Genomic DNA, 22,488 nt, shown 5'->3' with positions numbered 1-22,488 from the left:
GAATTTCATTGAAAAAGTATACTCTAATGTTTTTAATGGCAATCGTTGTTTTTGTACTGGCAGCCTGTTCAGAAGATACAGGTAGTGATTCTTCAAATGAAACAAACAATAGCTCTTCAGGGGACGAGGCGCAAGAAATTATCGTGCGTGTAAATGATGATCCTGATTTTTTAGATCCGCATAAAGCGACAGCTTCGATTTCATTCCAGATGATTTTAAATATGTTTGAAGGATTGATGGCTCCAAATACAGATGGCTCATTGCGCGAGGCATTAGCAGAAAAGTATGAAATATCGGATGATGGCTTAGAGTATACATTTACGATTCGTCAAGGTGTGAAATTCCATGATGGTTCAGATTTAACGGTGGATGATGTGAAATATACGTTCGATCGTTTAATGGGTACAAATGGTGGGGAGAAAATGAAAAATAACTTTGATAATGTCGTTTCAGCAAATGTTGAGGACGAAAATACATTTAAATTTATTTTAAAAGAGCCGAATTCAAACTTTTTGTACTCATTAACAGCATTGACTTCAGGTATTGTACCCGCTGCAAATGATGGCAAACATAATGAAAATCCGATCGGTACCGGACCATTCGCATATGAAAAATATTCTCCAGGTACGAATTTAGTACTGAAGAAAAATGAAAATTACTGGCGTGATGGTATACCGTATTTAAATAAAGTAACGTTTAATTTCCAATCGGATGATCAAGCAGCTATTATGGCGTTACTTGCAAATGTAGTGGATTTAACAGGGATACCTTGGGCACGTATTGATGAAGTTACGGAGGAATTTAATACGACGAAACAGCAAAATAACTCATCATTAGTTGTTACTTTTAATGAAGAGAAAGAACCTTTTAATAATGTGAAGGTGCGCCAAGCGATAGCAATGGCTATTAATAAAGAGGACATTATAAGCTCTGTATTTAACGGGTATGCGGAGAAACTTGGTTCAAATATGAGTCCAGCTATGGGTAAATACCATGATGAGAAGCTTGTGGATGTTTGGAAATTTGATGTTGAAAATGCAAAATCTCTCCTAGCAGAAGCCGGCTATGCTGATGGCTTCTCAACAAAAATTACGGTATCCTCTCATAACGCAATATACGGGAACATTGCACAAATTGTCGTTGAAAATCTAAAAGCAATCGGAATTGATGTTGAAATTGAAGTAGTAGAATGGGGTATTTGGTTGGAGCGAGTGTATTTTGGTCGTGATTATGAAATGACGGCTATCGATTTAACAGGTCGCCCATCTGCCTATGAAGTTTTAAATGATTATATTTCAACGAATGATGGGGAGAACTTTTTCCGATTCAACAATGCTGAATTTGACAAAGTTATGAGTGAAGTATTACTTGAAACCGATCAAGAGAAACAAGTGGACTATTTCAAACAGGCACAAAAAATCTTAACAGAGGAAGCAGCGGCTGTTTATATTGCAGATTACCAAGTGATTTGGGGCTCAGATAAAGCGGTATCAGGTTTAAAATCATATCCATTCTGGTACCACGATATGTCGGAAGTGAAAATGTCAAATTAAGAAAGGGTTGAAGCGTAATGTTGTATTTACTACGCCGCTTCGTCCTCTTAATTGTTACTGTTATTTTTGTCTCTTTTATTACATTTGGCGTGTTTCAAATTTTGCCTGGAGACCCTGTGTTAACAATGCTTGGCACAGAAGCAGATCCTGCGCAGATTGAAAGTTTGAGGTCTGAACTCGGTTTGGACCTCCCGCTCTATGTACAATATTTTGAATGGATGACAGGACTTTTTACAGGGGATTTAGGGAATTCTATTCGATTTTCAATGCCGGTAATGGAGTTAATGCTTGATCGGCTTCCAGTTACACTTTCGTTAGCAGCGATTACGCTTTTCATCGTTTGTGCAGTCTCACTTCCTCTTGGGATGTTTGCTGCCCGACGTCAAAATAAATTAAGTGACTTAACGCTGTCAACAGCAACGCAAATTGGTATGGCTATTCCATCATTTTGGCTGGGGATGATGCTAATTATTTATGTCGCTATGAATGTTGATTTTTTCAAAATTAGTGGCTACATACCTTGGTCCACAAGTATTACAGGAGCATTAAGTACATTGTTATTACCAGCGATAACAATCGCCATCCCACAAATAGCGATTAATTTCCGCTACGTCCGTACTGCGGTTTTGGAGCAAATTCGCCTTGACTATGTTCGGACAATTCGCAGTAAAGGTATTGTTGAACGCAACGTTATGTATAAGCATGTACTAAAAAATGCACTGATACCGATTTTGACCGTTTTCGGATTAATAACAGCAGAGGTAATGGCAGGAACAATTATTGTTGAGCAAGTATTTTCAATTCCAGGTGTAGGGCAGCTATTAGTGACGGCAATTAACAACCGCGATTTTCCACTCGTACAGGGAATCGTCATGTATATTACGATTGCAGTTGTAACAATTAATTTTATTATTGATATTTTATACTCCATTATAGATCCGCGAATTCGAATTCGCTAAAGGTGGTGAGCAAGATTGGCAACTAAACTATTGAAAAACTTCAATTTGCTCATCGGCTTGTTAATTGTTGGTGGGTTATTACTGATAATGATTGTAAGTTTTTTTTACACGCCTTATGATGTGACGGCAATGAATATCGCACAAAAGTTGCTTGCACCGAACAGTACACATTGGTTCGGTACAGATGAATTCGGGCGAGATATTTTTAGTCGAATTATGAAAGGGACACAAACAGCCTTTATAGTCGGTATAATCACCGTTTTTATTGGCGTTACATTTGGGGTGTTAATAGGAGGTATTGCAGGTTATTTTGGTGGTTGGACTGACGAAATATTAAGTCGTTTTTTAGATGCGCTAATGGCGTTTCCTGGTATCATTTTAGCCTTAATGCTCGTGGCCATCTTTGGTCCAGGTATTGTAAATACGTCTATCGCATTAGGTATCATTGCAATACCAGGCATTGCCCGTATCGTACGGAGTGGTTTCGTCCAGCAACGTGATGCGGAGTTTGTTTTAGCTGCAAAGTTAATTGGCGCAAAAGCTCCGCGAATTATGTTTCGACATATTTTACCGAACATTTCCTCTCAAATCATTGTTGCGGCAACGATTACATTTGCTACGGCGATGCTAGCGGAAGCAGCGCTTAGCTATTTAGGACTTGGTGTGCAGCCACCGGATCCTAGCTGGGGCCGGATGCTGAAAGATTCACAGTCTTATCTGGCGAGTGCACCTTGGTATGTCTATGCACCAGGGATTGCAATTACGTTAATGGTATTAGGGTTATACATGCTAAGTAATGCTGTCCGTGATTTATTAGACCCACGATCAAAGTAGTAATTATCTAGTAATTCGAAAATTTCAAAACAATGCTACAATGAATGTACATTGCCAATAGTAAAGGTGGGAATATAGTGATGACAAGGTACACGTTACTACATGAAACAATTCAAGCACCAATGGCCGGAATTACGACTCCTAAATTTGTTGAAGCTTGCTGTAAGGCAGGTATGTTAGGTTCAATAGGCGCAGGATATTTAAATGGTGAAGAAACATTAAAGTTTATTCAAGAAGTTAAAAACTTAACGACGAAACCTTTTAATGTTAATCTATTCGTTCCAGAACAATCAGGATTCGATCAGACGGTTATTCAAAAAGCACGCCAAGAATTACAACCTTTTTATGATGAGTTAGGTATTACCGAGACACCACATATCGTGTCTACAGAAGTTTTTAACGAACAAATCCAGGCGATTATCGATGAGGATGTAAAAATTGTGTCGTTCACATTTGGCATCCCTAGTATAGCGACAATTACAAAATTAAAAGAACACGGAATTTATTTAATCGGCACTGCTACAACCGTAGAGGAAGTGATTGCAGTGGAACAAGCTGGTCTTGATGCTGTAGTTATTCAGGGAAGAGAAGCAGGTGGGCATCGTGGGTCATTTACTGAACCTCTTCAATTAATAACGACCACGGAGCTTCTGGAAAATGTAAGAGAAATAGTAACCATTCCGCTCATCGCTGCAGGTGGAATTATGACGGCTGAGCATGTTAAGGAAATGCTGCAGCTTGGTGCGACATCTGTTCAATTAGGTACGATTCTTTTAACTGCATATGAATGCGAGACATCGAGAACACATAAAGAAGCGATTTTAAATTCCGGTCAACAAGCGACAACGTTAACGAAAGCATTTACCGGCAAATATGCGCGCGGACTGAAAAACAGGTTTACCGAGGAGTTAAAAGAAGCGGTGACTGCCCAATATCCGCTTCAGCATTATTTGACCCAACCGATTCGAAAAGAAAGTGCCCGTCAAAACAACCTTGAATATATGTCTCTTTGGATGGGGGAAAATAGCTATTTGGCTAAAGAAGCATCTGTTAAAGAGATTATCGAAACTCTCTTACGATAAAATTTTTTACACTGATGATAAAGGATAAAACTTTCTCATCGGTGTTTTTTTGTGCTTATTTGATTGGATAGTGCATATAGTTTCGTTAAGGAAGGAGGGCTTTATTGGAATTACAAGATGTGCTTCGTGTTGCAGGGATTGGGTTGATTATTGCACTTCTTCATTTATTCTTCGAGCATTTAGGAAAAAAAGAGTTTTCGTTTTTCTTGTTTTTCATTGCGTATTTATACATGACGATTGAATTAATTCGATTTTTGCGCTTGTTCTTTCAAGAGATTGTCGTATTTTTCCAATGGTTGACGGCCGTCTAGCTAAATGATTGCGCTATTTGCAAGTGTCATTTATTTAGTTCTGTTTTTATTTTTAAAACAGACGATGGACAAGCTGCATTCAATTATTGTCGTCATCGCTTTCTTTATTTTTTTCCAATTTGTTGTCCGCGAGCAACTCATTCCGCTTTGGCAGCGACTCGCAGTTATTTTCAATAATGTTCCATACAGTAAGGGACTGCTCTTCACGGCATTACTTTTTTTGCTGAATGAATTAATCTGTCAGCTATTAGATCAATTTGAATATGAAGCTTTTGCGACATTAGTTACATTGTCCATTCGCATGACCGCAGTGTTATATTGGATCAATCTGCTACAACCGAAATTTCAGCTATTAATCCAATTATTAGAAAGGCTACAGTAATGCAGACAATTTATTCGATTTTTACAGAGCCCATTCAATCTTTAGTGTATTCTTTGCTGCTAGTAGCGATATATATTTTGATGTATTTACTGCTACTTGCTTTAGTCCCGAAAGAAACCGCGTTAATTGAACAGTTATTTATTATTTTGTTTATCGTTGTATTTGCACAAAATGTCGTCGATGCCTTTGTTGTGCTGTATGAGCTCATTGCCATACTGCAAAATTTCTTTATGGCTATTTTACCGATCATGTCATTTATGCTGTTGACAATTCAAACCGTATTTACGGCGATCGCATGGAATCCAATCATCATTCTTTTTGTCCAGGTTATTTTATTTATCAGCACAAACGTTACAATACCTGCTCTAATCCTCGCATTAATATTTGATGTCTGTACAAAAATATATCCGGCTATTTCTTTTTCAAAAGCTGCAGATCTTATTCGTTCTTCTATATTAAGCGTCATGATTGCGTCGGTTATTGCATTGACATCGATTTTGACGCTTTCTGGTGTCGCCTTTATTCAGCTAAATGACGCATTAAAATCACCTATAAAGAAATTAATTGAGCAAAATATTCCGTTAATCGGCAATTTGATTGTAGAAGGGCTGTCCTTTTTCCAAAAAACTCAGTCAACCGTTTCCACCTTTGTTGGACTGTCCTTTTTAACAATTATTTGGGGTGCGGCTTTTTATCCGGCGACGGTACTATTGCTACACGCACTGCTGTTTAAAATTATTGGTGCCATTATAGAACCGTTTACAAATATGCGTATAAGCGGTCTATTTGATGATGTTGGAAAGACGATGTTTGTTTTATGTGCGGTTGCCTTTTTACTTGGCTTCGCAATTATGTTTATCGTACTGTTATTTATTTTCTTTATGCAGATGTCCATGGGGGGAAAAACATGATTCAATTATTTCTTTTTATTTTACTGGGCAGCAGTCTTCTCATATTTGCTGATGAGCGGCAATGGCAAGTATATGTAAAGCTCGCATTGTATTTATTCGTGACAAGCACAATTCTTTCATTGTTTGCATAACCGGTTTGTTTCGTTCATACATTATGTTGAAATCTAGTAGAGAAGGGGGCGTATACGCTTAATAATGTGGAAAAGAAACAAGCGAATCGTCCTATCGTATTAATTGTCATTGCCGTAGTATTTATTATTTTTTTATTCATGTTTCTATCACAACCGGAGAAAGGAGAAAGCAATAACTCAAATGAGGAACAACTTGCAAAATTATTAAGTGAAATTCAGTCAGTCGGACAAGTTCAGGTTTATTTTCACTATGATCAACAAAGTGAACAGCAATTTTTGTCTGTCACACAACAGCAAAAGCTATCCGGTGTCATCATTGTGGCACAAGGAGCGAATAATACCGACGTGAAAACCATGCTAAAGGAAACCGTTGGGCATGTTCTGCAAATTCCGTCGCATCGTATTCAAGTAGTGCCAATGCAAATTAAGGGGGAAAACAAGTGAAAGTGAAAAAACGAACAGTATGGTTCTTAACAGTAGTAAGTTTAGCTGCGGTAATTTCTGTATTTTATATTTTCGAAGACAATACGCCGAATATTTTAACGATCTTCTCTGATGAAACGATTGATGAAACAGATATTTTAGGGGTTAATCAAAACCTGACACAACCTGTTAATTCAGAAAGCGACTTATTCCAGGAAGTACGTTTAGAGTTAGCGAACAAACGCAGCCAGCAAAAAGAACAATTGACGCAAAAGATTGCTGCTGATGAATTTACAGCAGAAGAAAAGAATGAGGCATTCAATGAAATGGATGAACTGATCAAGTTGGAATCATCGGAAGCGATGCTGGAAATGCTTATTAAATCAATCGGCTATTCAGATGCCCTTGTCCGAATTGAAGGAGATAAGGTGGCTGTACGAGTTATGTCAGATGAAGTATCCGAGAAATTAGCAGATGAAATCTTATACGTTGTGCGTTCTGAATTTAAAGATTACGTAAATGTTAGCGTAGAATTCGAACCTTTTAATTAAAAGGACGTCATATTAATGTAAAGCAGAAAATGTGTTATATAGCAGATTGAAATATTTTTCTTTGTCTTAATATACGATTGTTCTGCTTTATGCCTATTTTTGAGCTATTTAAAATTATTTGTTTCAAAATAGTCCGAAAAATTATAAAATAGGGTTTGTATTGTTATTACTTTTTTTTAAGGGAGAGTTAAGAATGTTCAAAGTTCAAGAAATCCGAGAAATTATTAAATTAGTAGATGCTTCATCAATCGACGAGTTTGTATATGAAGCGGACGGCGCAAAGGTTAAACTAAAGAAAAACAACGGTGTTACAGAAGTAGCAGCTCCTAAAAAAGTACAAGAAGCAGCACCGGTTGCAGCAGTAGCGGCACCAGCTCCAGTACAAGTAGAAGCGGCACCAGCTCCAGCTCCTAAAGCAGAAACACCAGCAGCACCAGTAGAAAACACGGCTGATTTACATAAAATCACGTCTCCTATGGTTGGAACATTCTATCAGGCTCCAAACCCGGAATCACCAGCATATGTAAAAGTAGGCGATAAAGTAGGCGAAGAGTCAATCGTTTGTATCGTAGAAGCGATGAAGTTATTCAACGAAATCGAAGCTGAAGTTAAAGGTGAAATCGTAGAAATCTTAGTTCAAGATGGCCAATTAGTAGAATATGGTCAACCATTATTTTTAGTAAAAGCTGAATAAGGAGCGTATATACAAATGAAAAAAGTATTAATCGCAAACCGAGGCGAAATTGCAGTACGTATTATTCGTGCATGTAAAGAGCTAGGTATTCAAACGGTCGCAGTATATTCTGAAGCAGATGCGGATGCATTGCATGTAAAGCTTGCGGATGAAGCATATTGTATCGGACCAAAGTTATCGAAAGATTCGTATTTAAGTTTCCCGGCAGTTTTAGGGGTAGCGCAAAAAACAGGTGCTGACGGGATCCACCCAGGATATGGTTTCTTGGCGGAAAACGCAGCATTTGCTGAAGCTTGTGAAAACGCGGGTATTAAATTTATCGGTCCTTCTTCGGATGCGATTAAAATCATGGGGATTAAAGACGTTGCACGTGACACGATGGAAGCGGCAAATGTTCCGTTAGTTCCTGGTACAGGCATTGTACCGAATATTGAAACAGGTAAAGAATGGGCTACGAAAATCGGTTACCCGGTCATCATTAAAGCAACTGCTGGTGGTGGCGGTAAAGGAATCCGTGTTGCACGCACAGAAGAAGAGCTTGTAAAAGGAATTGAAATTACTCAAAAAGAGGCAGCAGCGGCATTCGGCAACCCTGGTGTTTATTTAGAGAAATTCATCGAATATTTCCGTCACTGCGAGATCCAAGTATTAGCGGACAGCCATGGCAATGTTGTACACCTTGGCGAACGTGACTGTACAGTTCAACGCCGCATGCAAAAGCTTGTAGAAGAAGCGCCGTCTCCGGCACTATCTGAAGAGCGCCGTGCAGAAATGGGCGAAGCTGCTGTAAAAGCAGCAAAAGCATGTAACTATGAAGGTGCTGGTACAATCGAGTTCATCTACGATTACCAGGAAGATCGTTTCTACTTCATGGAAATGAACACACGTATTCAAGTTGAACACCCTGTAACAGAGATGATTACAGGTGTTGACTTAGTACAACAACAATTAAAAATCGCTTCTGGTCAAGAACTACCGTTCAAACAAGAAGACATCAAAATTAACGGTTGGGCAATTGAATGCCGTATTAACGCCGAAAATGCATACAAAAACTTCATGCCTTCAGCAGGTACTGTAGATACGTATGTAGTACCAGGCGGTTATGGTGTACGTATCGATTCTGCAGTTTATGCAGGCTATACGATCCCACCATACTACGATTCAATGGTCGCAAAACTGATCGTTCATGCAGACACTCGTGAAGAAGCAATCGCGAAAATGAACCGTGCGTTATCAGAATTTGAAGTAGCTGGACCTGGAATTAACACTACAATTCCATTCCACCAAGCTTTAATGAACAACGACGTATTCAAATCAGCGAAATTCAACACGAAGTTCCTGGAAGAGAATGATATTTTAGGTGTGAATGTGAAATCTTAATTAGATTTTAATAAGTTTTTAACCCTCTAATTTTAATTAGAGGGTTTTTATTTTTTTTGAAACTATTTAACAGTTTTACCGTCTGTAAGTGGAATAGCTATTAATAGAGTAAGAGAGGGGGCGAAAAATATGCAGATGGCTGCTCAAGACAAAATAGCGGAAGGTACCCCTATCTAGAAAGTTTGGTATATGTTAACATATATGTGAATCTTTTAACTTTAGAAATTATAAAAGGAAGTGTAATAAGTACTTATGAAAAAGTTATTCAAACCATTGATTGGTGTAATTGCTGTTAGTGCGATCACTCTATCTATCAATAATGATAAAAATGTAATTGCAAATGATATTGCAAATACGTGTGAGTATGATGCAGCGTCGAAGGTAAACCCTGATTTCTCTACTACGAACTGCTTGTTAACTGAAACAGCACTGAGTTATGATGTCCCTCCTGAAATTGTGAAGGCAATAGCGGAAGGTGAAAGTGGAAATTGGCGTCATTTCGATAACAACGGGGAAGCAATTGTGACAGCAGATAATGGGATTGGCCTTATGCAAATTACAAATCAGGCCGGCTACAATGAAGAAAGATTAAAAAGTGACCTTCTTTATAATATTGAATCGGGTGTAAAAATTCTTGATAAAATGTTTGATCGATCGGATTTACCTAAAATTAATGATGGTGACAGAGATGTCCTGGAATCTTGGTACTTCGCGGTTATGGCTTATAACGGTACGAAGCCGGTAAATAGTCCAACTGTACAAGCAACTGGTGAAAGAAATGTAAAAGCATATCAAGAAAAGATTTTTGGGTTTGTTGAGAAATATGAATTAATCGACTTACAAGAGCTGCCTTTTACAAGCGAAGGTTTCCAATATGACTCTAACAGCAGAGATAATATTAAATTTTTAAAGATGGATTATAAGTTTGATTTACCATTAACAAAATCAAAGTACTCTTTTGAAAAAGGTGAAAAAGTAAGTGCAACAACAAATCCCGCATTTAGATCTAGACCTACAACGGGAGATGATTCTAAAAAAGGTACTTTAACTAAAGGCGAAGTGGTTACCATTACTGGTCCATTTGTTTACGATGAGGTAGCAACGAAGAAAAACCATTTTGTCTGGTATCCGGTGAAAAGAAGTGACGGATCAGAAGGGTATGTAGCTTCAAGTTATTTAGATTATGTAGAATCGACATCGACTCCTGTAACTCCTGTTGAGCCTAAACCGGACTACTCGTCTTATATTAAACAGTATGCTGACTTCAGTACTACAGCTTGGTGGAAAGATGACATGATCTGGGCAATCGATAGAGGTTACATTCAAGGTGACAGTACAATATGGAATGCAAAAACTAAAAAATACGAAACGCATCTACTACCGAATAAAAAATTAACAGAAGCACACTTCCTGACAATCTTCTTCCGCTACGCTGAAAAAGATGAATTAGCAAATGTACAAAGCACATCATCTTGGAACAAAGGTAAAGTATACAACTTGGCGAAAAAGTATAATATGCCTGTAGTGGCAAGCGAAAAATCGAAAGCCTCTAGAGCTTTAGCGGAGCAAGGTATCAGACGTGGTAAACTGGCACAATTGATGGCCTCTTACTACTATGGGAAAACAGTAAGTGAAGACACAGCGATTCAATTTTTCATCAATAATGGACTTACTACCCAAACAACAATCAAAGCTTTTGAACCTGAAAATATTTTAACACGTGCTCACATATCCGCATTCATACAGAGATATGAAACATTCGTATTAAAGAAAAAATAATAGAAATAGGAAAACGGTTGCGTCCACTGCAACCGTTTTTCTCATTTTGCAGCTGTAAAATATCATAATTTGGGTAAAGTAAGAATGAAGAAATATCTCAAAGAGAGAGCTATATGAATAATAAAATAATTTTCTGAAAATAATCAATTTTCCCTATTTAAAAAAATGCTTATAATAGATTGCATTTTACTATAATAACGAATATTATATATAAGTTCTTAAAAATTGTTCGTGTTTTGAAAAGAGGAATGCAAATGTTTCAGTTAAAAGAAAATGGGACAACAGTTAAGCGTGAATTATTTGCGGGTTTAACAACATTTTTAACGATGGCTTATGTCATCATTGTTAACCCGATTATTTTATCAGGTGCTGGAGTTCCGGTTGATCAAGTATTTATGGCAACAATTATCGCAGCAGTTATCGGGACAGGCTGGATGGCGCTTTGTGCGAACTATCCGATCGCCGTTGCTCCGGGTATGGGATTAAATGCATATTTTACTTATACTGTTGTATTAGCTTCAAATGGAGAGATTACGTATACTACTGCCTTTTCAGCAGTATTTGTTGCAGGTATTTTATTTATTATTATTAGTTTAACGCCATTCCGTGAAAAGCTGATTACAGCAATTCCTGAAAACTTAAAGTTGGCGATAACTGCGGGTATTGGATTATTTATCGCTTTCATCGGGTTGCGTATGTCCGGTATCGTCGTAGCTGATGAATCTAATTTAGTTAAGTTTGGTGATATTGCGGAGCCAGCACCGTTATTAACATTTGTCGGGCTGTTCATTACAGTTGCACTAATGGCTCGTAAAGTGAACGGGGCAATTTTTATCGGTATGATTGTGACGGCAATTATTGCGATGTTCACAGGACAACTTACAATCGATAAAGTAGTGGCGCTTCCACATCTACCGGAAGGAATTATCATACTCAATCCAATAACCGCGATTTCAGAAGTGATTGAATACGGTCTATACGGTGTGATTTTTTCATTCATTTTAGTTACATTATTTGATACGACAGGGACGTTAATCGGTGTATCAAAGCAAGCAGGATTATTGAAGGACGGGAAATTGCCGCGTGCACGTAAAGCGCTTATTTCCGATTCTCTTGCAACAACTGCAGGTGCGATGTTCGGGACAAGTCCATCAACTGCGTATTTGGAATCAGGTTCTGGTGTTGCAGTTGGTGGCCGTACAGGTTTAACAGCATTAACCGTTGCCGTACTGTTTATCATCGCTTCATTTTTCGGACCGCTTGTTGGCTCATTGTCCGGTGTGGCAGCCATTACTTCACCAGCATTAATTATCGTAGGTAGCTTAATGATCGGTGTTGTGAAAAACATGAAATGGGATGAAATTGAAGAGTCGTTCCCGGCGTTTTTAGTTATTTTATCAATGCCACTTACATCAAGTATTTCAACAGGGATCGCACTCGGTTTTATTAGCTATCCGTTAATTATGCTTGTAAAAGGGCGTGGACGCGAAGTACATCCGCTCGTTTATATTTTCGCTGTTCTGTTCATATTACAGTTAATTTATCTACCACATTAAAAAATTGCTGCTTCTTATTGGAGCAGCAATTTTTGTAACAAGGGCTTCCTGTTCTATACATAAAAAGGATTGCTGTAACAGGATTAACGCAGGAAAAGAGCTAGAGATCACATTGAATCTCTAGCTCTTTTTAATTTCAAAAAAATAAATGGGTTATTTTCACTTTAAATTGAATACATCTTTTTAGCGTTTTTCTAAATACTAATGCTGATGAAATTAATTAAGGAAGTGATCATATGAATAGAAAAAAATGGAAAAGAATTGCTTTTATTTTATTTTTAGTCCTTTTATTTTTATTTGCAGCTATGTATGTTTTCAACAGTCTAGGTGAAGCAAAAGGAAGGGACTATTATGAAAAAACAGGTGAAATTATATGGGATATTAAAACGAACGAAAAGGTGGTGGCCCTGACATTTGATGACGGGCCGCATCCGAAATATACCGAGCAAATACTTGATTTACTTGAACAATATGAGGCGAAGGGAACGTTTTTTATCGTGGGGCAACTGGCTGAAAAAAGCCCCGAACTCGTTTTGCGGATGCATGATGGAGGAGGCAATCGGGAGCAGACAGTTCAAGCGTTGGAGAAAATATTGCCGGAGCTAAAAAATCAAGGCTACCGATTTATTACAATTTCACAAATGATTCGATTACAAAATGATTCGAACCAACATATCGTAGAGGAGGGGAAATGATGAAATACCGTATTGCATTGATGATGACGGCCGTTGTCATTTTAGGATATATGCCGGTTACCGATGCTTCTGCAGAGGAGGACACCACCTCGACAAAAGAACAACTATTGGAAAAAAGAATGGACTACTATATACAGCATGAAAACATTTTATTGCCTTGGTATTATTTGGCGGCTGTCGATCAATATGAACGAAATATTCAGGAAGTACGAAAGGATATTCCAAAGCGAGAAAGTATCATTGCCATTCAATTTTCGGATGAATTCTGGTCCGGTATTTTAAATCCGGCCGAAAATGATAATTCCCCGGTTTCAATCGCTTATTTTAATGGAAGCGGTATGGATGGGAACGGGGATGGGATTGCGGATCGTTCCGATGATAGCGATATATTATTTACATTGGCTAAGTATTTAAGACAGTACGGATATGGTGAGGATAATTTTAAATTGGCATTATGGGATTATTATAAAAATGAACTATCGGTGAATCAAATACTTGTCATCGCAAAATTATACGAGAAATTTGGAACGATCGATTTGGATGGGCATACATTCCCGCTATCAATTCGAGCCGACTACAGCTACAGAGGGACATGGGGGGCAAATCGCGGCTGGGGTGGCCGAAGAATACATGAAGGAACGGATATTTTTGCTCCGTACAACACGCCGGTCTATTCAACGTCATACGGGGTAATCGAAGTGATGGGCTGGAATCAATTTGGCGGCTGGCGTGTCGGTATTCGTGACAACCATAACTCATATCATTATTATGCACACCTTGCATATTTTCAAAAAGGACTCAAAGAAGGCGATATTGTCGAGGCTGGACAAGTTATCGGCTATGTTGGAAGTACAGGGTACGGAAAAGAAGGAACAGCCGGGAAGTTCCCGCCGCATCTACATTATGGGATCTATAAATTTAATGGCCGGACAGAATGGGCATTTGATCCATATCCAGCGCTGACAAGATGGGAAAAAGAAGCGAGGCAAAGAAAACAATAATGATATATACCATTTTCGCTGTTTATAAAAGTGACGGTATCCCATTCAATACGCATGGGCATTTGTGGCATTAATTCTGTTAACAGAAGTTAAATTTCTGAATAAGCTATGAGATCTTTGCTTTTATAGATAGGGGAAATAAAATGAAAACAAACTTCATTTATTTAGTATTGTTCGGTCTTTGTTTACTTGTAGGCTGTGAAAAAGCGTCATATTCAGGAACTTCCGAAACAGATGGAGTAAAAGAACATCAAATCGAAGCTTCGACCTCCGCCCCGTTGTCGGAAAGTGAAGCAATTGTCGGGGAATATCCGCTTATTTATCCAGCTGTTATTACACTGATCGATCCGAGAACAATGGAAATCGTGAAATCGTTCACACCACAATTATTAGGATACGGCACGGATCGTGAACTGTACGAAGCAAACATTAAGAAAGTAGCGAGAGAACTGGCAAGAGGGTCTAAAGAAAGGACCGGCTATGATCAAACAATGGTCCTGCACAAAATTGGGGAAAACGGAGAGATTATTGAAGGAAATCCCGGAATCGTATTAAAGGAAAGTGAATTAGTCGAAAAAATTTTAGCGGCTTCTCCAAAAGGGGACCATATTTTTTTGCCGCTGTATATATTGGAAAGCAATCTGGAAATCGACATTCCTTCATTAGATGATGTGACTGTTGCTTCGTTTACGACTTATTTTAATGGAGCAGAAAGCGGAAGAAGTGAAAATATCGAGCTTTCCGCAAAGGCCATCCATAATATTTTAGTTGGGGATGGAGATTATTTTTCTTTTAACACAATGGTCGGAGAACGAACGGTGGAAAAAGGCTATCAACCGGCACCTGAAATTATTAACAAGGAGCTGGTGATGGGTATTGGTGGTGGAATTTGCCAAACGTCCTCGACATTATTCAATGCCGTCGACCAGTTGGGAATTCGCATTACGGAAAGGCATCACCATTCACTGAACATCGGCTATGTTCCGACTGGAAGGGATGCGACGGTTTCTTACGGATCGCTCGATTTTAAATTTCAAAATACGAGAGCGGGGCACCGTTTTTAATTAAAACGTATTACAGCAAAGGTTCGCTGACGATTGCGCTCACGACATCGCATCAATATAAAGATTTACTGAAAAAGTAATAAAATTGCTGCTCTTTACATAAGAGTGGTTTTTTATTTTGCTGGTGTTCCTTGATGAAAGAACATCCGCCATGTCCCGTTTTCATTGCGCCAAAGAGAACTGCGGTTTTGCCTGTTGCCATTCGTTCGATTTGTAGTGACAAATCGTGTTTGCACAATTTGATCTGCAAGTGAAACTGCCTGAAATTCTGTAACGGTAAATAAACAGTCTTCAATCCCTTGTTCTGTCATTTGGTGAAGCAAGTAAGTTTTATCCATGATGCCTCCGGATGATCCGTATTCAAGAAAATCCTCACTCAAGATGTTGATAAAATCTTCTTTTCTGTAATGCATAAGTTGTTGTTCTAGAAGCAAAAATAGATTGTTAAGTCCAGTCATAAATAATCCTCCATTCGAATTGATTATCAGTGGAACGATTTTCAATGTAAATCGTTTCTTTACATGGTATGATTTTGTCTTGTAGTTGTAAAGAAGGTTTAAGAAGGTGATTGTTATGTGGGAATCGATAAAATGGTTAATTCCGTCTGTTACTGCACCGACTGTAGCAGATTGTCTGGCGGCTGCTGCAATAATTATCGTTGGTTTAATCGTCATTCGTTTTATAATACGGCCGCTGCTTTTTAAAATTGCGGATTTGTTCAATAAAAAAAATCATCCGGTATTTGGTGACATTACAAAGAGTGTCTACCCATCAATACGTAACGCGATTATTTTCAGCTTGATTGTGATGGCAGCATCTTTATTAGTGGAAGTATGGCTTTTTGAAAATGCGAAACTAAGTATTTATATTGATTCAGTCTATGTATTTTTTGCATTTAAAGCACTGTATGATGTACTTGGTTTTTATTTGAAAAACCCACATCGATTTGAAACAGGGAAAGATCAGGATATTTTAACCCCATTTTTCTTGCGGATGAGTAAAGTCGCGGTCATGGTCATTGCGATGTTTACAATTGCTTCACTGTGGAACTTTAATTTAAACGGGTTTTTAACTGCAATTGGATTAACAGGTGTGGCGCTCGCATTTGGTATTCGTGACACGCTCGCGCATATATTCGGCGGGATGAGTGTTGCGTTGGATAAACCATTTCAGATCGGTGATTGGATTATGTCGGGTGACGAGAAAATTGACGGGACTATACAGGATATTAATTTGCGTAGTACCGTTATTCAAACATCCGATAAAGGGACAGTTTATGTACCAAACTCGTATTTAGTCAATCGTCCGATTTATAATCTTTCCAATCGTACAGAAAGAAAAGTGGAGCATTTCCTGCATATATCAAATGAAAACAGTGAGGAAAGTATTGTGAAGTTTTTGGAATCTGTACGAGAGCAAATTTCACTACATCCGAAAATTTCGAAAAAAATTATTCATGTAGCGATGGATGAGCTAATGCCGACAAGCTGCCGTATTCTCATTCGGTATTTTGTCGAAACGAATGATACAGGCAGTATGCTGCAAGTACGTCAGGAAATATTATTTGTTGCAAAACATTACTGTGAAGTATATGACTTAAAACTAATTGATCCGAATGAAGGTCAGTATGCATGGAATAATGGATGACCATTGCCAAAATTACAAAATGTGGCGCAACCGTTCTACATCCGGTCTATAATTGTAGTATACTGAACTTAAGGATTTAAAGTAACAAGCGTTAGAAATCCATTAGTTTACATAAGAGAGGATGTATCGCAAATGGCTGAGAAACAACAAGTAGCATTCGTACAACCAACACCGGTTGGTAAAGAAGAATTAGGGAAGATTGAAGTCGCGCCAGAAGTAATTGAAGTTATCGCAGGTATCGCTGCAACAGAAGTAGAGGGAATTGCAGCAACACGCGGAAATTTCGCATCAGGTGTTGCCGAGCGTTTCGGTAAAAAAGTCCATTCCAAAGGCATCAAGTCAGCAATGTCGGAAGAAGGCAATATTGTTATTGATGTATTCTGCACTGTAAAATATGGGTATGCCATTCCAAAAGTGGCGAAAGAAGTGCAAACAACGATTCGACAAGCCATTTTAAATATGACAGCCATCGAAACAAGCGAAGTGAATATCCATATTACAGGGATCCAGTTCGAAACTTCAAAAGACACAGAATAATTGTATAAACAAGAACCGAGCTCAATTAATTGATGCTCGGTTCTTTTTTTGATTCCTCAACACTGAAGCTCTTATTTTAAATATTTTTTCATAATTTCGTGAATTTTAGGATGTGAACAAGGTGAAAATAGGGTATAGATTTAAAGCTTCATTTGGTAAGGAGGAAACGGTATGGGAAACTTTTCTGCAAATGCAAGAGAGCGATTGAAAAAAACATTCATAGAAGAAACCTTTGATCTGTTTGTTATTGGTGGAGGAATTACAGGTGCGGGTATTGCACTTGATGCCGCCACACGAGGGATAAAAGTAGGGTTGGCAGAAATGCAGGACTTTGCGGAAGGAACGAGTAGCCGATCGACAAAACTTGTTCACGGCGGCCTGCGATACTTAAAACAATTCGAAATTAAAGAGGTTGCCGAGCTCGGTCGAGAGCGGGCAATTGTTTACGAAAACGGACCGCATGTAACAACGCCTGTATGGATGTTGCTGCCCTTCCATAAAGGAGGGACATTTGGTTCGTTTTCGACAGCGCTAGGATTAAAAGTATACGATATTTTAGCGAATGTGAAAAAAGGTGAACGTCGTTTTATGCTATCTGCAGATGAAACGATTGCCCGTGAACCGCTTATTAAAAAGGATGGTTTGCTCGGTGGCGGCGTTTATGTCGAATATCGTACAGACGATGCACGCCTGACAATCGAAGTGATGAAAGCAGCTGTTGCCAACGGGGCACTTGCAATGAACCATTTGAAGGTTGTGGGAATTGAAGCGGATAACGTGGCATTTTCTACAGTGACGGTGGAAGATCAGCTTATTGGGGAACAATTTCAAATTCGTGCGAAGAAAGTGGTCAATGCAGCAGGCCCATGGGTTGATGAAGTACGTAAATTAGATGGGGAGCTTGATAATAAACACCTTATTTTATCGAAAGGTGTGCATCTTGTTTTCGACGAGGATGATTTCCCTCTGCAGCAAGCGATCTATTTTGATACAGAAAAAGATGGTCGGATGATTTTTGCGATTCCACGAGATGGTAAAGCGTACGTTGGAACAACGGATACATTTTATGAAGGGGATCCTGCAGATCTGAAGGTAACAAAAGAGGACCGACAATATATTATGGATGCGATTCATTATATGTTCCCGCAACTGCAGCTGACAGAAGATAAAATCGAATCGGCATGGGCAGGGGTGAGACCGCTTATCCATGAAGAAGGTAAGGGACCGTCCGAAATTTCACGAAAAGATGAAATTTGGCAATCAGAAAGCGGATTGATTACGATTGCAGGAGGAAAACTGACCGGCTACCGTAAAATGGCTGAAAAAATTGTGGACCTTGTCGTAAAACAATTAAACGACGAATACCAGTTAAAATACGGTAAATCGATTACCAAAAACCTGCCTATTTCGGGCGGAGAAACGAGCGGCTCTAAATTTTTCGAATCATTTGTTGAAAAACGGACAATGAAAGGCCAGGAGCTTGGCTTAACGGAGGAACAAAGCCATTACTTAGCAAAATTCTATGGTACTAATGTCGATAAAGTATTCAATTATATTAAACAGGCAAAAGGAAACTTACCGCCGATCGTATATGGCCAGCTGTACTATGCAATAAACGAGGAAAGTGCATGTACACCGAGTGACTTTTTCGTTCGTCGTACAGGCGCACTCTTATTTAACATCCATCTAGTGAGACAATATAAACAGCTTGTTATTGATGAAATGAGCGACTACCTAAACTGGACAGCAGAAGAAAAGCAGCAGCATACAGATCAACTAGAACATGAACTACAAGACGTAACAATGACTTAGTGAAAAGAGGCGAAGGGAATGTCAACATTTTTAGCAGAATTAGTAGGAACAATGATCTTAATTATTTTAGGTGGCGGGGTTGTTGCTGGATCTTTGCTGAAATTTTCCAAAGCGGAAAATAGCGGCTGGGTCGTAATTACGATTGCCTGGGGTTTTGCCGTGGCTATCGCGGCATATACTGTAGGCGGTGTGAGTGGTGCCCACTTAAACCCTGCATTGACAATAGCATTTGCAACAATTGGTGACTTCCCATGGGCGGATGTTCCGATGTATATTATTGCACAAATATTAGGGGCAATTCTCGGTGCAATTGTCGTATATCTTGCTTATTTGCCACATTGGTCACAAACAAAAGATCAAGATGCGAAATTAGCTGTTTTTGCTACAATTCCTGCCATTCGTCATCCTTTGGCAAACATCGTAACAGAAATGATAGGGACTTTTATATTATTATTAGGAATTTTAGCATTAGGCGGTAATTCATTGGCGGATGGTATTAATCCGTTGCTTGTTGGTATTATTGTTATCGCCATAGGTATGAGCTTAGGCGGACCTACAGGCTATGCCATCAACCCAGCCCGTGATTTAGGACCCCGCATCGCGCATTTTTTCTTACCGATATCAGGTAAGCGTGATTCAGACTGGTCTTATGCCTTTGTGCCAATTGTCGGACCGATTATTGGTGGCGTCACAGGCGCACTGTTTTACAAACAATTCTTTTTAAATGAAAATTCAGTGGCATTTTGGCTGTTTACAACGTTATTTGTTGTCATTTGTGTCATTGCATTTATCACACAATCCAAATCCGTTAAAAAGGAGACAGTATAATGGAAAAATATATTATGGCGTTAGATCAGGGCACGACGAGTTCACGTGCCATCTTATTCAATAAAAAAGGGGATATCGTTCATACAGCACAACAGGAATTTAAACAATATTTCCCGAAATCGGGTTGGGTTGAGCATAATGCAAAGGAAATTTGGAGTTCCATTTTATCGGTAATTGCAAAGGTGTTATCGGAAAATAATATTCAGGCGTCACAAATCGAAGGAGTCGGGATTACAAACCAACGCGAAACGACTGTTGTGTGGGATAAAAATACGGGTGAACCGGTATATAATGCAATCGTATGGCAATCACGCCAAACTGCGGAAATTTGCGATTCTTTAAAGGAAGCGGGGCATAATGAGCTGTTCCGTAATAAAACCGGTTTGCTCATCGATGCTTATTTTTCCGGCACGAAAGTAAAATGGATATTGGACAATGTTAAAGGAACACGAGAAAAAGCGGAAGCGGGCGACCTTTTATTCGGGACGATTGATACATGGATTATTTGGAAGCTTACAGAAGGAGCTGTTCATGTGACGGACTACTCGAATGCTTCCCGAACATTAATGTATAATATTTATGATTTAAAATGGGATGAAGAATTGCTGGACATTTTAGGGGTTCCTGCATCCATGCTTCCTGAAGTGAAACCGTCCTCTGAAATATACGGAGAAATTGCGGGTAATCATTTCTTTGGTCATCGTGTACCGATCGCAGGTATTGCAGGAGATCAGCAGGCGGCATTATTCGGTCAAGCTTGCTATGAACAAGGAATGGTGAAAAATACTTACGGTACCGGTTGTTTCATGCTGATGAACACAGGTGAGGAAGCGGTAAAATCAGAGCACGGTCTTCTTACAACTATCGCATGGGGTTATGATGGCAAAGTGACATATGCGCTCGAAGGAAGTATCTTTGTAGCCGGTTCGGCCATTCAGTGGCTTCGTGACGGACTACGGATGTTCCGGAAATCTGCTGAGAGTGAGGCATATGCTGCTCGTGTAAAAGATACAGATGGAGTGTATGTTGTGCCGGCATTTGTCGGACTTGGAACACCGTATTGGGATAGTGAAGTGCGAGGAGCAGTATTCGGTTTAACACGCGGCACGTCTAAGGAACATTTTATCCGTGCGACATTGGAATCGCTTGCCTATCAAACTCGGGATGTGTTATCGGCTATGGAATCCGATTCAGGTATCGACTTAAGGAAACTGCGCGTTGACGGTGGTGCTGTGATGAACGACTTTTTAATGCAATTCCAGTCAGATATTTTAAATGTGCCTGTTGACCGTCCTTCAGTCAATGAAACGACGGCACTTGGCGCAGCGTATTTAGCCGGATTGGCTGTCGGATTCTGGGAGAACCTCGATGAAGTGCAACAACATTGGCAACTCAATCGTCAATTCGAGCCGGCAATGGATGAAGAGCAGCGTGAATCATTATTTACAGGCTGGCACAAAGCCGTTAAAGCAGCGCAAGCGTTTAAGTGATGGTAAGTAAAAGGACATGAAAATAAATGACCGGACAAGTCGTTTGGCAGTAGCTTCCTATTCTCTATTGGAATTATGCTATAATAGGTCATAATCTAGTTGAGGAGTTAAAATGATATGAGCAAAGATTATATTCGTATAGCAAATGAAGAAGATTTAAATTTGATTAACGCTTATTTTAAGCAAGCATTGGCACACTATGAAGAAGTAGGAGAGCTGATGGCAATGCAGGATATCCGATATTTCTTGGAAAATATGGAGCATTTTCAGTTCTACGTAATAAAAGAAACAGCTGAACAAATTACGTACCTATTTGAATTCCCTGAATCGGAAAACAATAAGCGCGAAACAGGCACGCTGATGATACCGTTACAGAATAATTAATTTCACATTATAATGTAAGATGCCTTCAGTAAGTTTTATAACGAGTTGATTGAAATGGAGGGGAGGCGAGTGTTCGTGCTGACGGTTTCACCTTTCGCACTGTGAAAACATTAGCTGACGGCTATCGCCTTTCGCTACAAGCAAGCTTCCTAGGGGATTAGCCCGTGGGAGAGATGAGGAACAAAAGCTAAGAATGCCACTTCCTGTGGCAACGCTTTTGTGACCAACATCCTGTTGGCCTCGGGGCCCCTGGAAAGCGTCCGACCCGCAATGGAAATCAACTACCTAATATAAAAACCTGGTATTTTATTAACGGAATTAATATAAACGACATGTTGATTTATCTCAAACATGTCGTTTTTTTATCGTAAATTTCACCATTTTAAGGAAGAATACAAAAATCTCTTTTTGCAGCCAAAAATTTTCTGTCAAACTGTGCGATGCCTTGCAAAATATGCTATGATATCAAGTAATGCTACTTATG

At 39.1% G+C, this 22,488-nt stretch carries 24 protein-coding genes; 23 read left to right on the top strand and 1 reads right to left on the bottom strand.

Annotation, left to right across the window (positions count from 1 at the left end):
* The first annotated feature begins 2 nt into the window (after positions 1-2).
* The 17 genes from MHH44_RS12980 to MHH44_RS12900 all read left to right on the top strand — a co-directional run bounded on the left by MHH44_RS12980 (position 3) and on the right by MHH44_RS12900 (position 15,306).
* Positions 3-1,553 (top strand): ABC transporter substrate-binding protein, encoded by a 1,551-nt coding sequence (locus MHH44_RS12980; protein ID WP_340799517.1) that lies wholly within the window; start codon positions 3-5, stop codon positions 1,551-1,553.
* Between the two features lie 17 nt (positions 1,554-1,570).
* Complete coding sequence (locus MHH44_RS12975; RefSeq protein WP_339262312.1) at positions 1,571-2,512, top strand: ABC transporter permease; 942 nt, start codon at positions 1,571-1,573, stop codon at positions 2,510-2,512.
* Positions 2,513-2,599: 87 nt separating this feature from the next.
* Positions 2,600-3,346, top strand: coding sequence for an ABC transporter permease (locus tag MHH44_RS12970; RefSeq protein WP_445683054.1), 747 nt, complete (start codon positions 2,600-2,602; stop codon positions 3,344-3,346).
* 80 nt (positions 3,347-3,426) lie between these two features.
* On the top strand, positions 3,427-4,428 hold the full coding sequence (locus tag MHH44_RS12965) for an NAD(P)H-dependent flavin oxidoreductase (RefSeq protein ID WP_340799516.1): 1,002 nt from the start codon (positions 3,427-3,429) through the stop codon (positions 4,426-4,428).
* Between the two features lie 104 nt (positions 4,429-4,532).
* Positions 4,533-4,739, top strand: coding sequence for a hypothetical protein (locus MHH44_RS12960; protein ID WP_008404269.1), 207 nt, complete (start codon positions 4,533-4,535; stop codon positions 4,737-4,739).
* Between the two features lie 4 nt (positions 4,740-4,743).
* The gene (locus MHH44_RS12955) at positions 4,744-5,121 is read left to right on the top strand and encodes a hypothetical protein (protein WP_008404267.1); all 378 of its coding nucleotides are present in this window, start codon (positions 4,744-4,746) and stop codon (positions 5,119-5,121) included.
* Positions 5,121-6,032 carry a stage III sporulation protein AE gene (locus MHH44_RS12950; protein ID WP_008404266.1) on the top strand — a complete coding sequence of 304 codons (912 nt, stop codon included), beginning with the start codon at positions 5,121-5,123 and terminating at the stop codon, positions 6,030-6,032. Before MHH44_RS12955 ends, MHH44_RS12950 begins: the two co-directional genes overlap by 1 nt.
* Complete coding sequence (locus MHH44_RS12945) at positions 6,029-6,163, top strand: hypothetical protein (protein WP_269454576.1); 135 nt, start codon at positions 6,029-6,031, stop codon at positions 6,161-6,163. The genes MHH44_RS12950 and MHH44_RS12945 overlap by 4 nt, the downstream gene beginning before the upstream one ends.
* Positions 6,164-6,229: 66 nt before the next feature.
* Positions 6,230-6,607: a stage III sporulation protein AG gene (locus tag MHH44_RS12940; protein ID WP_008404262.1), complete on the top strand. Its 378-nt coding sequence runs from the start codon at positions 6,230-6,232 to the stop codon at positions 6,605-6,607.
* On the top strand, positions 6,604-7,137 hold the full coding sequence (locus MHH44_RS12935) for a SpoIIIAH-like family protein (RefSeq protein ID WP_008404261.1): 534 nt from the start codon (positions 6,604-6,606) through the stop codon (positions 7,135-7,137). Before MHH44_RS12940 ends, MHH44_RS12935 begins: the two co-directional genes overlap by 4 nt.
* Positions 7,138-7,330: 193 nt before the next feature.
* Positions 7,331-7,831 (top strand): acetyl-CoA carboxylase biotin carboxyl carrier protein, encoded by a 501-nt coding sequence (accB, locus tag MHH44_RS12930; RefSeq protein WP_008404260.1) that lies wholly within the window; start codon positions 7,331-7,333, stop codon positions 7,829-7,831.
* Positions 7,832-7,846: 15 nt separating this feature from the next.
* Complete coding sequence (accC, locus tag MHH44_RS12925) at positions 7,847-9,211, top strand: acetyl-CoA carboxylase biotin carboxylase subunit (RefSeq protein ID WP_340798799.1); 1,365 nt, start codon at positions 7,847-7,849, stop codon at positions 9,209-9,211.
* Between the two features lie 252 nt (positions 9,212-9,463).
* The gene (locus MHH44_RS12920) at positions 9,464-10,990 is read left to right on the top strand and encodes an SH3 domain-containing protein (protein WP_340798798.1); all 1,527 of its coding nucleotides are present in this window, start codon (positions 9,464-9,466) and stop codon (positions 10,988-10,990) included.
* A gap of 254 nt (positions 10,991-11,244) precedes the next feature.
* Positions 11,245-12,546, top strand: coding sequence for an NCS2 family permease (locus MHH44_RS12915; protein ID WP_065215700.1), 1,302 nt, complete (start codon positions 11,245-11,247; stop codon positions 12,544-12,546).
* A gap of 236 nt (positions 12,547-12,782) precedes the next feature.
* Positions 12,783-13,241 carry a polysaccharide deacetylase family protein gene (locus MHH44_RS12910; RefSeq protein ID WP_340798797.1) on the top strand — a complete coding sequence of 153 codons (459 nt, stop codon included), beginning with the start codon at positions 12,783-12,785 and terminating at the stop codon, positions 13,239-13,241.
* Positions 13,241-14,242 (top strand): M23 family metallopeptidase, encoded by a 1,002-nt coding sequence (locus MHH44_RS12905; protein WP_340798796.1) that lies wholly within the window; start codon positions 13,241-13,243, stop codon positions 14,240-14,242. Before MHH44_RS12910 ends, MHH44_RS12905 begins: the two co-directional genes overlap by 1 nt.
* Before the next feature lie 143 nt (positions 14,243-14,385).
* Positions 14,386-15,306: a VanW family protein gene (locus MHH44_RS12900; RefSeq protein ID WP_340798795.1), complete on the top strand. Its 921-nt coding sequence runs from the start codon at positions 14,386-14,388 to the stop codon at positions 15,304-15,306.
* Between the two features lie 113 nt (positions 15,307-15,419).
* Here the strand turns inward: MHH44_RS12900 and MHH44_RS12895 are convergent, their stop codons facing one another.
* Positions 15,420-15,764 carry a nuclear transport factor 2 family protein gene (locus MHH44_RS12895; RefSeq protein WP_340798794.1) on the bottom strand — a complete coding sequence of 115 codons (345 nt, stop codon included), beginning with the start codon at positions 15,762-15,764 and terminating at the stop codon, positions 15,420-15,422.
* Between the two features lie 115 nt (positions 15,765-15,879).
* Here MHH44_RS12895 and MHH44_RS12890 point away from each other — a divergent pair, with 115 nt between their 5' ends.
* The 6 genes from MHH44_RS12890 (at position 15,880) to MHH44_RS12865 (ending at position 22,004) form a co-directional block, all read left to right on the top strand.
* Positions 15,880-16,953, top strand: a complete 1,074-nt coding sequence (locus tag MHH44_RS12890) for a mechanosensitive ion channel family protein (protein WP_340798792.1) — start codon at positions 15,880-15,882, stop codon at positions 16,951-16,953.
* Between the two features lie 132 nt (positions 16,954-17,085).
* On the top strand, positions 17,086-17,490 hold the full coding sequence (locus MHH44_RS12885; protein ID WP_340798791.1) for an Asp23/Gls24 family envelope stress response protein: 405 nt from the start codon (positions 17,086-17,088) through the stop codon (positions 17,488-17,490).
* Between the two features lie 171 nt (positions 17,491-17,661).
* Positions 17,662-19,302: a glycerol-3-phosphate dehydrogenase/oxidase gene (locus MHH44_RS12880; RefSeq protein ID WP_008404245.1), complete on the top strand. Its 1,641-nt coding sequence runs from the start codon at positions 17,662-17,664 to the stop codon at positions 19,300-19,302.
* 18 nt (positions 19,303-19,320) lie between these two features.
* Entirely contained in the window at positions 19,321-20,130 is an 810-nt protein-coding gene (locus MHH44_RS12875) for an MIP/aquaporin family protein (protein ID WP_340798790.1), read from the top strand.
* On the top strand, positions 20,130-21,620 hold the full coding sequence (gene glpK / locus MHH44_RS12870) for a glycerol kinase GlpK (RefSeq protein WP_008404243.1): 1,491 nt from the start codon (positions 20,130-20,132) through the stop codon (positions 21,618-21,620). Before MHH44_RS12875 ends, glpK begins: the two co-directional genes overlap by 1 nt.
* 117 nt (positions 21,621-21,737) lie before the next feature.
* Positions 21,738-22,004, top strand: coding sequence for a hypothetical protein (locus MHH44_RS12865; RefSeq protein ID WP_008404242.1), 267 nt, complete (start codon positions 21,738-21,740; stop codon positions 22,002-22,004).
* The last annotated feature ends 484 nt before the right edge of the window (positions 22,005-22,488 follow it).

It is taken from the genome of Solibacillus sp. FSL K6-1126, assembly GCF_038003445.1.
GTDB classification, from domain to species: domain Bacteria; phylum Bacillota; class Bacilli; order Bacillales_A; family Planococcaceae; genus Solibacillus; species Solibacillus silvestris.
Note: the sequence above shows the minus strand (reverse complement) of the source record. Positions and strands in the feature narration are given on the sequence as shown.